Below are 12,778 nucleotides of genomic sequence, written 5' to 3' on the forward strand. Positions count from 1 at the left end.
GTGCTGTATACAGTACCCGGTAGGCGGTTGCAAGATACGGGCTGGGCGCACGGATCGGCCGGGCCTTTTTGGAGGCCTCGTGCTCTCGGCCGCGCCTTGATGAAACTGCGTTTTACAAAATTGACGACCGGGGGCGCCTGTGTCAGGTTGCCTGCCGACTACAACAACCGACCGGCCGCCGGAGGACTCCCGCGGCGGCCCGGCATGCGTTCTGCACAGGAGATTGCCCATGCTGCCGCTATCCGAGCGCGCCGAAGCGCTGCGTTCCCAGTTGCTCGCGTTCATGGACGCGCACGTCTATCCCGCCGAGGCGGTCCACGCGCGTCAGCAGGCGGAGGCGACGGATCGTTGGACGCCGCCGCCGATCCTCGACGAGCTCAAGGCCAAGGCGCGCGCGGAAGGGCTCTGGAATCTGTTCCTGCCGGAAAGCGAGTACGGCGCCGGGCTGTCGAACTACGACTACGCCCATCTCTGCGAGATCATGGGCCGCAGCCCGATCGCGCCCATCGTGTTCAACTGCAGCGCGCCGGACACCGGCAACATGGAGGTCCTGGCGCGCTACGGCAGCGAGGCCCAGCAGCGCCAGTGGCTCACGCCGCTGCTCGAGGGCGAGATCCGGTCCTGTTTCTCCATGACCGAGCCGGACGTGGCTTCCTCGGATGCGACCAACATCCGGACCGAGATCCGGCGCGACGGCGACGATTACGTCATCAACGGCCGCAAGTGGTGGTCCTCGGGCGCGATGGCCAGCAACTGCAAGATCGCCATCGTCATGGGCAAGACCGATCCGTCGGCGGCCAAGCATCAGCAGCAGTCGATGATCCTGGTGCCGCTGGACACGCCGGGCGTGAATATCGAGCGGCCCCTGCACGTGTTCGGCTACGACCACGCGCCCAAGGGCCACGCCGAGATCCACTACGACGACGTGCGCGTGCCCGCCGACAATCTCATTCTCGGCGAGGGCCGCGGTTTCGAGATCGCCCAGGGCCGGCTCGGGCCGGGACGCATTCACCACTGCATGCGCACCATCGGTGTCGCCGAGCGGGCGCTGGCGGCGATGTGCGCCCGCGTCGAGGAGCGCGTCAGCTTCGGCCGTCGTCTGGCCGAGTTCGACTCCATCCGCAAGGAGATCGCGCGCTCGCGGATCGAGATCGACCAGGCGCGGCTGATGACGCTCAACGCCGCGCAGATGATGGACGAGGTCGGCAACAAGGCCGCCCGTCAGGAGATCGCCATGATCAAGGTGATCGCCCCGGAAATGGCGCTGCGCGTGCTCGACCGGGCCATCCAGGCGCACGGGGCCATGGGCGTGTGCCAGGACAGTTTCCTGGCCTCGGCCTGGGCTAACGTGCGCACCCTGCGTCTGGCCGACGGCCCCGACGAGGTGCATCTGGACACCATCGCCAAGCTCGAGCTGCGTGCGCAGCAGAGCGCGGCCGCGCAGTGACGCACTGCCCGGCGGCCAGCTACAACAAGAGGAGTTCTCGATGATGAATCTGTTCGACATGCAGGATCGCGTGGCCGTGATCACCGGATCCAGCCGCGGCATCGGCCGCGCCATCGCGCGCCAGATGGCCGCCCACGGCGCGAAGGTGGTCATTTCCAGCCGCAAGGCCGAGGCCTGCGAGGCGGTCGCGGCGGAGCTGCGCGACGAGGGCTTCGAGGCGATCGCGGTGGCCTGCCACATCGGTGACAAGGCGCAGCTGCAGGGCCTGGTCGACGCCACCCTGGCGGCCTACGGCCGTATCGACGTGCTGGTTTGCAACGCCGCGACCAATCCGGTCTACGGCCCCACCGCGGACATGACCGACGAGGCCTGGGACAAGATCATGGAAACGAACGTGCGCGGCACGTTCTGGCTGTGCAACATGGTGCTGCCGAAGATGGCCGAGGCCGGCGGCGGTCGCGTCATCGTGCTGTCGTCGATCGCCGGTCTGCGCGGCAACACCGTGATCGGAACCTACGGCGTGTCCAAGGCCGCCGAGGCCGCCCTGGTGCGCAATCTGGCGGTCGAGTGGGGCCCGTCCAACATCCGCGTGAACGCGATCGCGCCGGGTCTGGTGCGCACCGATTTCGCCAAGGCGCTGCTGGAGGATCCCAAACGTCTCGAGCAGGCCGAGCAGCGCACGCCCGTGCGCCGTATCGGCGAGCCCGACGACATCGCGGGCGTGGCGGTGTTTCTGGCCACCGACGCCAGCGCCTACGTCACCGGCCAGACCCTCGTCGCCGACGGCGGCGAAACCATCAGCTGACCGTGGCGGTGTCCGACGGCGGTGCGCCCGAGCTGGTCCCGGTGCGCGAGGCGCACCGCTTCGACGAGGCAGCGCTGCGTGCCTATCTGGCGTCGCACGATCTGCTGGGCGAGACCTTCAGGCTGTCGCAGTTCCAGGGCGGCCAGTCCAACCCCACGTTCTTCATCGAGACCGGCACGGCGGCCGATCCGCGCCACTACGTGCTGCGCAAGCAGCCGCCGGGCGAGATCCTGCCGTCGGCCCATCGCATCGACCGCGAATACCGGGTGATGGCGGCGCTGGCCGACGCGCCGGGCGTGCCGGTGCCGACCATGCACTGCTACTGCGACGATGCCGCGGTGATCGGCACGCCGTTCTACGTCATGGACTACGTGCCCGGGCGGGTGTTCGGCGATCCGGCGTTGCCGGCGCTGGACCCCGACGACCGCGGCGGTGTCTATCACGCGCTGATCGACAGCATGGCCGCGCTGCACGGCGTGGACGTCGAGGCCGTCGGCCTGTCCGATTTCGGCCGGCCGAACGGCTACGTCGAGCGCCAGATCCGGCGCTGGCGCAGCCAGTACGAGGCCTCGGCCACCGAAACCGACGCCAACATGGATGCCCTGGGCGCCTGGCTGGCCGATCACGTGCCCGCCGACGACGCGCCCGCCATCGCCCACGGCGATTTCCGCATCGGCAATCTGCTGCTGGCGCCGGAGGCACCGCGGGTGGCCGCGATCCTGGACTGGGAGCTGGCCACCATCGGTCACCCGCTGGCCGATCTCGCCTACGCCTGCATGCCCTATTATCTGCCGCACGGGGTCGAGGGCGTACGCGGCATCGAGGGGCTGGACCTGGCCGCGGCCGGCATCCCGACCGAGGCCGAACAGCTGGCGCGCTATCGCGAGCGTCGCGGTCTCGGGTCGATCGACGACTGGCCGGTATTCGTGGCCTTCGCCCTGTTCCGGACGGCGGCCATTCTCCAGGGCGTCTACGCCCGGGCCCTGGCCGGCAACGCCAGCAACCGCGATGCGCTGACCGTGGGTCGACGCGCGGGGCTGATCGCCGAGCGCGGCTGGGCGGTCGCGAAAAGCCATGACTGAGGGCGCAGTGTACGGCGGCGATCGGGTAGGCTGCGCCGGGCAGCCATCAACCGCGTGATTCCATGACAGCCTTTCCGCGCATTCTCGTGACCAATGACGACGGCATCGACGCCCCCGGCCTGGTCGAGGCCGAGCGGATCGCGGCCGCGCTGGCCGACGAAGTCTGGACCATCGCGCCGCTGGGCGACCAGAGCGGCGTCGGTCAGGGCATCTCCATGCACCAGCCGCTGCGGCTGTCGCGCTACGGCGAGCGCCGCTATGCGGTGTCGGGCACGCCCGCGGACTGCGTGATGTACGCGATGGCGGAGTTCTTCGCCGACGAGCCGCCGGACCTGGTGCTGTCCGGGGTCAACTGGGGCGCGAACCTGTCCGACTCGGTGATGTACTCGGGCACGGTCGGGGCGGTCCTGGCGGCCAACCACCTGGGCATCGACGCGATCGCGCTCAGCCAGGCATTCCACGCCCGCAGCGCGGTCGACTTCGCGGTCACCCGTGCCTTCGCGGTGCCGGCGATCGAGACGCTCGCGGCGCGCCGGTCGGCCGACGGCAGCTGTTGCTGGAACGTCAATTTCCCCATGCAGGCGGTCGAGAGCGTGCGCGGGCTGCGCTTCACCCGCCAGGTCGGTGGGGCGATCCGGGCGCCGCAGCTCATTGCGGGCGCGGACGGCCGCGGTCTGGCCTATCACTGGCTGAGCTTCGAGCGCGATACCGGTGCCATCAGCGCCGCGGATGCCGACGTGGTCGCCCTGCGCGATCACTGGGTCTCGGCCATGCCGCTGCACGGCACGCGCTGCGACGAAGCGCTGTTCCAGCGCGCGTCGGCCGAAGGCGAGCATCGGCTGCAGCCGGCGGCCGAATCCGCCTGACCGCGTCGATACGCGAAAAATTGAAACAGTATTTCGAAAACCGTTGACGCGCCGGTACGGCGGTGCGACAGTCAGGCACCGCCCGGCCCGGCACGCCGCACCAGGAGCCTCCGGGTTTGCTGGACGACGAGGAGACCGCACGCCATGTTCGATCGGCACCATGCGGTGTGGCCGGATCGCCTGCCGCATCATCTGCCGCTGCCGCAGACCAGCCTGTTCACGAATCTCGCGATCTCGGCGCTGCGCTATCCCGCGCGTGATGCGCTGATCTACTACGACACGCCGCTGACCTACGCCGAGCTCGAGCGCCAGGTGCTGGCACTCGCCGGCTATCTGCAGGCCCGTGGCGTGGCCCGCGGTGACCGGGTGCTGCTCTACATGCAGAACGCGCCGCAGTACGTGGTGGCCTACTACGCGATCCTGCGCGCGGACGCGGTGGTGGTGCCGGTCAACCCGATGAACCGCGCCGCGGAACTGGAACACTACGCCGACGACACCGGCGCGTCGCTGTGCATCTGCGGCCAGGAGCGCCTGGCCGACGTGCAGCCGCTGTGCACGGCGGACCGGCTGGACGAGATCATCGTCACCGCCTACAGCGAGTACGCCACCCGGGCCACGGATCTGGATCTGCCGACGGAGGTCGCGGCCCCGTTCGAGGCGCCGACGGCCGCGGGCGTGACCGCCTGGCGCGACGCGCTGGCGGCCGGCCACGAACCGGGTCCGCACACCGCGGCCCCGGACGATCTGGCGGTACTGCCCTACAGCTCCGGCACCACCGGCCAGCCCAAGGGCTGCATGCACACGCATGCCAGCGTCATGGCCACGGCCGTGCACAGCGTGGTCTGGGGCAGCGGCACCGCGGAGACCGTCACGCTGGCCAGCCTGCCGTACTTCCATGTCACCGGCATGCAGAACGGCATGAACGCGCCGATCTACGCCGGCGCCACGGTGGTCATCATGACGCGCTGGGACCGGCGTACCGCCGCGGAGCTGATCCAGCGCTATCGCATCCGCCGCTGGACCAACATCGTGACGATGGCGATCGACATGCTCTCGGATCCGGAGATCGAGCGTTTCGACCTGTCCAGCCTGACCTATATCGGCGGCGGCGGCGCGGCCATGCCCGAGGCCGTCTCCGAGAAACTGTTCAAGCTGACCGGCCTGCGCTATATCGAGGGCTACGGTCTGAGCGAGACCATCGCGGCGACCCATATCAATCCGGTCGACGCGCCCCGCGCCCAGTGCCTGGGCGTGCCGGTGTTCGACGTCGACTCGCGCATCGTCGACACCACCACCCAGGCCGAGCTCGGCGTCGGCGAGGTCGGCGAGATCGTGGTTCGCGGACCGCAGGTCTTCGCCGGCTACTGGAATCGGCCGACCGAGACCGCCGAGGCCTTCATCCCGCTCGACGGCGCCGACTTCTTCCGGACCGGCGACATCGGCTATTACGACGAGAACGGCTATTTCTTCATCGTCGACCGCGTCAAGCGGATGATCAACGCCTCCGGCTACAAGGTGTGGCCGGCCGAGGTCGAGGCGCTGATGTATCGCCATCCCGACATTCGCGAGGCCTGCATCATCTCGACGCCGGACCCGCGCCGCGGCGAGAGCGTCAAGGCCTGTGTGGTGCTGGAGGCCGAGGCGAGCGCCGACGAAGCCGCGATCCTGGCCTGGTGTCGCGAGAACATGGCCGCCTACAAGGTCCCGCGCGAGATCGAACTCTGCGAGGCGCTGCCGCGCTCGCCGACGGGCAAGGTCATGTGGCGTCATCTGCAGGAACAGGCCTGGGCCGATTCGGCCGACGCCTGAGTGCACGGCGCTTGTTCTGCTTGGTAAAACAAGATTTCGAAAAATTGATCCGCAGGGTCGTTCTGGTTTAGTTTCACGCCCCTGTCCCCGCTCGCCGCGCGTGCCCGAAAGCGCAATGCGAGCGCACAACGAACCATTCGAGGAGCCGCTATGAGCGATGTCGTTTCCTATCAGCGCGAAGACGAGATCGGCCTGATCGTCGTCGACAATCCGCCGGTCAATGCGCTCGGCCATGCCGTTCGCCAGGGGCTGCTCGACGCGCTCGACCAGGGGCTGGCCGACGACGGCGCCCGTGCGCTCGTGGTCATGGGTGCCGGCCGCACCTTCCCGGCCGGGGCCGATATCCGCGAATTCGGCCAGACGCCGAAGGAGCCGGCGCTGCCCGACGTCATCAACCGGCTGGAGGATTCCGGCAAGCTGCTGATCGCCGCGGTTCACGGCACCGCGCTGGGCGGCGGCATGGAGATCACGCTCGGCTGCGACTATCGCCTGGCCCTGGACTCGGCGCGGATGGGGCTGCCGGAGGTCAACCTCGGACTGCTCCCCGGCGCCGGCGGCACCCAGCGCCTGCCGCGGCTGATCGGCGCGCAGGCCGCGCTCGACGCCATCGTCGGCGGCAAGCCGATGAAGGCCGGCCAGCTGGAGAAGATGGGCGTGGTCGACAAGGTCGTCTCCGGCGATCTGAAGGCCGAGGCGATCGCCTATGCGCGCCAGCTGGCCGACGACAATGCCCCGCGCCGCAAGGTCTCCGAGCTCACGGTCGACAAGGAGAGCAACACGGTCTTCAGCGACTACGAGCAGTCCATCGCCCGCAAGAAGCGGGGTTTTCTCGCTCCGTTCCACTGCATCAAGGCGGTCCAGGCGGCCACCGAGCTCGATTTCGCCGCCGGCCAGAAGCGCGAGCGCGAGCTGTTCACGGAACTGCTGAATTCGCCGCAGTCCGCCGCCCAGCGTCACGTCTTCTTCGCCGAGCGCGAGGTCGGCAAGGTGCCCGGCATCGCCAAGGACACGCCCCGGCGCGAGATCGCGCAGGTCGGCATCATCGGCGCCGGCACCATGGGCGGCGGCATCGCCATGAACTTCCTGTCCGCCGGCATCCCCGTGAAGATGCTGGAGATGAAGCAGGAGGCGCTCGACAAGGGCGTCGCGCTCATTCGAAAGAACTACGAAGCGACGGCCAAGAAGGGCCGCATGACCAGCGAGCAGGTCGAGCGGTGCATGTCGCTGCTCACGACCACGCTGTCCTATGACGATCTCTCGGACGTCGATCTGGTGATCGAGGCCGTGTTCGAGAACATGAAGGTCAAGAAGGAGGTCTTCGGCGAACTGGATCGCGTGACCAAGCCGGGCGCCATTCTGGCCACCAATACGTCCACGCTGGACGTCAACGAGATCGCGCAGTCGACCCGGCGTCCCGAGGACGTCATCGGCATGCACTTCTTCTCGCCGGCCAACGTCATGAAGCTGCTCGAGAACGTGCGCGGCGAGGCGACGTCGGACGAGGTCATCGCCACGGTCATGGACCTGTCCAAGCGCATCGGCAAGGTCGGCGTGCTGGTCGGCGTCTGCTACGGCTTCGTGGGCAACCGGATCCTGCACAAGCGCCAGGCCCAGGCGATATCGCTGGTCAACGAGGGCGCGGCGCCGGCCCAGGTCGACAAGGTGCTCTACGACTTCGGCCTGCCGATGGGGCCGTTCGCCATGGCCGATCTGGCCGGGCTCGATGTCGGCTGGCGCATCCGCGAAGGGCTGCGCGAGAGCGATCCGGCCAACGCCCCCGAGCGCAACTGGCTGGACGCGCTGGCCGAGCAGGAGCGCTGGGGCCAGAAGACCGGCGGTGGCGTGTTCGACTACGCCGAGGGCGATCGCACGCCGCGGCCCTCGGAGGTCACCGCCGCCGAGATCGAGAAGTACCGTGCCGAGCAGGGCATCGACACCCGCGAAGTCAGCGACACCGAGATCCTCGAGCGCTGCCTCTACGTGATGGTCAACGAGGGCGCGAAGATCCTCGAGGAGGGCGTGGCCATGCGTCCGCTGGACATCGACATCGTATGGATCTACGGCTACGGTTTCCCGGTCTATCAGGGCGGGCCGATGTTCTGGGCCGACTCGATCGGTCTGGACAAGGTCCACGCCAAGATCCAGCAGTTCCACGACGAGACCGGCCACGACGACTGGAAACCGGCGCCGTTGCTCGAGCGGCTTGCCAAGGAAGGCAAGCGTTTCGCCGATCTTTAATCTTTCAGGATAGAACACCGCGATGGATATCGAATACAATGCCGAGGAACGCGCCTTTCGTGACGAAGTGCGCGCGTTTCTCAGGGACAACCTGCCGGCGGACGTAGCCGAGAAGGTCAAGCAATACAAGCGGCTCACGCCCGAGGAGATGGTGCACTGGCACCGCGTGCTCGGCGAGAAGGGCTGGCTGGCCATGCACTGGCCCGAGGAATACGGCGGTCCGGGCTGGAGCCCGGTGCAGAAGCACATCTTCGAGGAAGAGGCCGCCGAGGCCGGTTCGCCGCGGCTGCTGCCGTTCGGCATCAACATGGTGGCGCCGGTCATCATCAAGTTCGGCACCCAGGCGCAGAAGGACTACTATCTGCCGCGCATCCTGCGCACCGACGACTGGTGGGCCCAGGGGTATTCCGAGCCGGGTGCGGGCTCCGATCTGGCCAGCCTGAAGACGCGCGCCGAGCGCCAGGGCGATCATTACATCGTCAACGGCCAGAAGACGTGGACCACGCTCGGCCAGCACGCGAACATGATCTTCTGTCTCGTGCGCACCGACCCGACGGTCAAGAAGCAGGAGGGCATCTCCTTCCTGCTGATCGACATGAACAGCCCCGGCGTCACCGTGCGCCCGCTGATCACGCTCGACGGCGAGCGCGAGGTCAACGAGGTGTTCTTCGACGACGTCAAGGTGCCGGTCGACAACCTCGTGGGCGAGGAGAACAAGGGCTGGACCTGCGCGAAGTACCTGCTGACCTTCGAGCGCACCGGCATCGCCGGGGTGGGCATCTCCAAGGCCGCGCTCGCGCATCTCAAGACCATCGCCCGCGAGACGGTCGTCCGCGGCACGCCGCTGATCGAGCAGCCGGCCTTCGCCGAGCGCCTGGCCGAGCTGGAGGTCGAGCTGATGGCCGTCGAGATGACCAACCTGCGCGTGGTCGCGGCGGCCGAGGCCGGCGGCGTGCCGGGCGCGGAGAGTTCGTTTCTCAAGATCATGGGCACCGAGGTGCGCCAGAAGATCTCCGATCTCTATCGCGAGGCCGCCGGGCCCTATGCGCTGCCGTTCATCGACGAGTCGGAGCCGGCGGTGGGGCCCGAATTCGCGAACGTGGCCGCGCCGACCTACTTCAACCTGCGCAAGCTCTCCATCTTCGGCGGATCGAACGAGATCCAGAAGAACATCATTTCCAAGGCCATCCTCGGCCTTTAACGATCAGGCGGACGCGTCATGGATTTTTCGTACAGCGATGAGCAGCGGATGCTCAAAGACATGGTGGACCGGCTGGTCGCCGATCAGTACACCTTCGAGGCCCGCGAGAGCATCCGCACGTCCGAGGCCGGCTTCTCGGCCGAGGTCTGGCAGCAGTTCGCCGAACTCGGCCTGCTGGGCGTGCCGTTCTCCGAGGCCGCCGGCGGCTTCGACGGCGGCGGCGCCGAACTGATGGTGGTGTCCGAAGGCTTCGGGCGGGGTCTGGTGCTCGAGCCCTATCTGTCCACGGTCGTGCTCTGCGGCAGCCTGATCGACCGGCTCGCCGACGAGACGCGCCGGGCCGAGCTTGCCGAGGGCATCATCGGCGGCGAGACGCGCTACGCGCTGGCCAGCCACGAGCCGGACGGCGGTTACGACCCGCACTGGGTCCGGACCACGGCGCGCGCCGAAGGCGACGGCTTCGTGCTCGACGGCCACAAGGCCGTGGTCGTCCACGGCGACAGCGCCGACCGGGTGATCGTGATCGCCCGCTCCAGCGGCGAGATCGACAGCGCCGAGGGGCTGAGCGCCTTCATCGTGGAAGCTGATGCCGACGGCGTGCATCGGCGCGGCTACGAGACGATCGACGGCCACCGCGCCGCCGAGATCACCCTCGAGGCCGTGCACGTCGACGCCGACGCCCTGCTGGGCGAGGTCGGCGGTGCCGGTGACGCGCTCGAGTCGGCGCTGGAGCGCGGCGTGGTCGCCCTCTGCGCCGAGGCCGCCGGGGCGATGGAGATCGCCTGCGATCTGACGCTGGACTATCTCAAGGAACGCAAGCAGTTCGGCGTGCCGATCGGCAGCTTCCAGGCGCTGCAGCATCGCATGGTCGACATGCGCATGGCGCTGGAGAAGGTCCGCTCGCTGACCTTCTGGGCCGCCTGCTCGCTCGAGTCCGACCCGGCCGAGCGCCGCCAGCGCATCGCCGCGGCCAAGGTCATGGTCGGCAAGGCGGGGCGTCTGGTGGCCGAGGAAGCCATCCAGCTGTTCGGCGGCATGGGCATGATGGAGGAATCCGCGATCGCCCACTACGCCAAGCGCATCGTCATGATCGACCATTATCTGGGCGATCGGACCTGGCATATGGCCGCGCTGCGCGAGACCCTCACCGACACGGCACGCGCCGCCTAGGCGAAACGGCGGCCGGGACATCCGGGCGCGGCCGGCGGTATCATGCCGGCGGCCCGGTTCCCGGCATTCATCACAAAGGCAGGTGGTCATGGCGGACATGCCCCATGTACTCGTTGTCGGCGCAGGCGCGATCGGCAGTTTCTACGGCGCCATCGCCAAGCGCGCCGGCTGTGCGGTCAGCGTGGTGCTGCGCTCGGAATACGACGTCGTGCGCGAGCGCGGCTTCGCCATCAGCAGCCCGCTGGGCGATCTGTCCTACCGCCCGGATCACGTCTATCGCGACGGCGACACGCCCGTCGCCACGCCGGACTACGTGATCTGCTGCGTGAAGGTGCTGCCCGGCATCGACCGCGCGGCGCTGCTCGCGCCCTGGGTCGGTCCGGACACGGGCATCGTGCTCATCGAGAACGGCATCGACATCGAACCGGCGGTGGCCGAGGCCTTCCCCGACAATCCGCTGATCAGCTGTCTCGCCTTCATCGCCGTCAGCCGGACCGACGAGCCGGCGGTGATCGAGCACAAGGCCTTCGGGCGTCTGACCATGGGCGCCTGGCCGGCGGGCGTGACCGACGACTGCCGTGCGCTCGAGGCCCTGTTCACCGACGGCGGCATCAACGTCAAGCTGGCCGATCAGGTGGTGGGCGAGCGCTGGGCCAAGAGCCTCTGGAATACACCGTTCAACCCGCTGTCGGTGCTGGCCGACGGCGCGGATACCGTCACGATGCTCGACACGCCCGGCGGCGAGGCGCTGGCGCGCGAGATGATGGCCGAGGTCAAGGCGGTCGCGGCGGCCGACGGCCATCCGCTGCCGGATGACGCCATCGACAAGAACATCGCCGGCACCCGCAAGATGCCGGCCTATCGCAACAGCATGGCGCTGGACTATCTCCACGGCCGACCGATGGAGATCCAGGCGATTCTCGGCAACGTGGTCGCCCTGGCCGAACGCTACGGTGTGGCCGTACCGCGGCTGTCCACGATGGCCACCATACTGGCCATGCGCGATCGACTGGCCGAAGGCGACGCCTAGCCCGGATTCGGCCGGCGCGTCACGACGCTGATGCGTCGTCACCCCGGCGCCGGCGCGTTATGCTGCTCGCGGATTCCCATGGAGGCCCGTGCGTGACTGGCGATCGAGATGTACTGGTGATCTACGACGAGCGGGTGCTGTTGCATCGGCCCGAGGCCGAGGAGCCGTTCCTGCCGGGCCGTATGGACAAGCGCATCCGCAGCATCCTCGACGGCCTGGGGCTGAGCGCCGACGCGAAGTGGAGCTATCCGGAGCATCCCGGTCGGGTGACGGCCATCCGCGATCTGCTGGTCGGCGATCCGGTGCCGGGCGTGCGTTTCGCCGGCGCCGAGCCGGCCACCCGGGAACAGCTCCAGCGCGTGCACACCACCTCCTATCTGGAGAACCTCTACGAGCTCGAGGGCAAGCAGGCCTGGCTCGACGTCGACACCACGGCGATCTCCGCAGGCAGTCTCGATGCCGCCGAGGTCGCCGCCGGTTCGGCGATCGCCGCGGTCGATGCCGTGTTCGAAAAGCGGGCGCAGTCGGCGTTCGCCATCAGCCGGCCGCCGGGACACCACGCCAACGCGGTCCGGGCGCGCGGCTTCTGCCTGTTCAACAACATCGCGGTGGCCGCCGCCCACGCCCAGTTCCACTGGGATATCGAGCGGGTGCTGATCATCGACTGGGACGCCCATCACGGCAACGGCACCCAGGACATCTTCGCGGCCGATCCCAGCGTGCTGTTCTTCGACACCCACCGCGCCGCGCCGTTCTACCCGGGCACCGGCGACGTCGAGGAGATCGGCGACGGCCTGGGCGAGGGCACCACGGTCAACGTGCCGCTGCCGGAGGACGCCGGCGATCGCGCGGTGGTCGCGGCCTTCGAGGACATCCTCGTGCCGGCCGCCGAATGGTTCCAGCCGGAGCTGATCCTGGTCTCGGCGGGCATGGACGCGCATCGCAACGAGCTGTGTCTGCAGATGAGCTACGACGGCTACAGCGCGCTCACGGGCATCGTCCAGCGCCTGGCCGACACCTACTGCGACGGCCGGCTGGTTATGAGTCTGGAAGGCGGCTACAACCCGGACACGCTGGCCCGTTGCACTCGCCGGGTGCTCGAGGTCATGGCCGGCGGCGAGCCGGCCACG

General features: G+C 68.5%; 10 protein-coding genes. All 10 read left to right on the forward strand.

The features are described from left to right. Positions 1–229: 229 nt before the first annotated feature. Positions 230–1,447, forward strand: coding sequence for an acyl-CoA dehydrogenase family protein (locus tag SAHL_RS07610; protein ID WP_123590807.1), 1,218 nt, complete (start codon positions 230–232; stop codon positions 1,445–1,447). A 40-nt stretch (positions 1,448–1,487) separates the two neighbouring features. Beyond that, the gene (locus SAHL_RS07615) at positions 1,488–2,252 is read left to right on the forward strand and encodes an SDR family NAD(P)-dependent oxidoreductase (RefSeq protein ID WP_221177877.1); all 765 of its coding nucleotides are present in this window, start codon (positions 1,488–1,490) and stop codon (positions 2,250–2,252) included. 2 nt (positions 2,253–2,254) lie between these two features. After that, positions 2,255–3,334 carry a phosphotransferase gene (locus SAHL_RS07620; protein ID WP_221177878.1) on the forward strand — a complete coding sequence of 360 codons (1,080 nt, stop codon included), beginning with the start codon at positions 2,255–2,257 and terminating at the stop codon, positions 3,332–3,334. A gap of 62 nt (positions 3,335–3,396) precedes the next feature. Beyond that, complete coding sequence (surE, locus tag SAHL_RS07625; protein WP_123590808.1) at positions 3,397–4,200, forward strand: 5'/3'-nucleotidase SurE; 804 nt, start codon at positions 3,397–3,399, stop codon at positions 4,198–4,200. A 144-nt stretch (positions 4,201–4,344) separates the two neighbouring features. Then, positions 4,345–6,009, forward strand: coding sequence for a long-chain fatty acid--CoA ligase (locus SAHL_RS07630; protein ID WP_123590809.1), 1,665 nt, complete (start codon positions 4,345–4,347; stop codon positions 6,007–6,009). 150 nt (positions 6,010–6,159) lie between these two features. After that, positions 6,160–8,247 (forward strand): 3-hydroxyacyl-CoA dehydrogenase NAD-binding domain-containing protein, encoded by a 2,088-nt coding sequence (locus SAHL_RS07635; protein ID WP_123590810.1) that lies wholly within the window; start codon positions 6,160–6,162, stop codon positions 8,245–8,247. A 22-nt stretch (positions 8,248–8,269) separates the two neighbouring features. Next, positions 8,270–9,448: an acyl-CoA dehydrogenase family protein gene (locus SAHL_RS07640; protein WP_123590811.1), complete on the forward strand. Its 1,179-nt coding sequence runs from the start codon at positions 8,270–8,272 to the stop codon at positions 9,446–9,448. Positions 9,449–9,466: 18 nt separating this feature from the next. Further along, complete coding sequence (locus tag SAHL_RS07645; RefSeq protein ID WP_123590812.1) at positions 9,467–10,618, forward strand: acyl-CoA dehydrogenase family protein; 1,152 nt, start codon at positions 9,467–9,469, stop codon at positions 10,616–10,618. 88 nt (positions 10,619–10,706) lie between these two features. Next, positions 10,707–11,648: a ketopantoate reductase family protein gene (locus tag SAHL_RS07650; RefSeq protein WP_123590813.1), complete on the forward strand. Its 942-nt coding sequence runs from the start codon at positions 10,707–10,709 to the stop codon at positions 11,646–11,648. A gap of 92 nt (positions 11,649–11,740) precedes the next feature. Next, positions 11,741–12,778, forward strand: a 1,038-nt coding sequence (locus SAHL_RS07655) for a histone deacetylase family protein (RefSeq protein ID WP_221177879.1), incomplete at its 3' end; no start/stop codon positions are given.

The organism is Salinisphaera orenii subsp. halophila YIM 95161, assembly GCF_003732545.1.
GTDB classification, from domain to species: Bacteria; Pseudomonadota; Gammaproteobacteria; order Nevskiales; family Salinisphaeraceae; genus Salinisphaera; species Salinisphaera orenii_A.

Excerpts from the sequence above, each read along its gene's own strand:
- SAHL_RS07610 (WP_123590807.1), top strand. The coding sequence starts at position 230 with ATGCTGCCGCTATCCGAGCGCGCCGAAGCGCTGCGTTCCCAGTTGCTC.
- SAHL_RS07615 (WP_221177877.1), top strand. The coding sequence starts at position 1,488 with ATGATGAATCTGTTCGACATGCAGGATCGCGTGGCCGTGATCACCGGA.
- surE (WP_123590808.1), top strand. The coding sequence starts at position 3,397 with ATGACAGCCTTTCCGCGCATTCTCGTGACCAATGACGACGGCATCGAC.
- SAHL_RS07630 (WP_123590809.1), top strand. The coding sequence starts at position 4,345 with ATGTTCGATCGGCACCATGCGGTGTGGCCGGATCGCCTGCCGCATCAT.
- SAHL_RS07635 (WP_123590810.1), top strand. The coding sequence starts at position 6,160 with ATGAGCGATGTCGTTTCCTATCAGCGCGAAGACGAGATCGGCCTGATC.
- SAHL_RS07640 (WP_123590811.1), top strand. The coding sequence starts at position 8,270 with ATGGATATCGAATACAATGCCGAGGAACGCGCCTTTCGTGACGAAGTG.
- SAHL_RS07645 (WP_123590812.1), top strand. The coding sequence starts at position 9,467 with ATGGATTTTTCGTACAGCGATGAGCAGCGGATGCTCAAAGACATGGTG.
- SAHL_RS07650 (WP_123590813.1), top strand. The coding sequence starts at position 10,707 with ATGGCGGACATGCCCCATGTACTCGTTGTCGGCGCAGGCGCGATCGGC.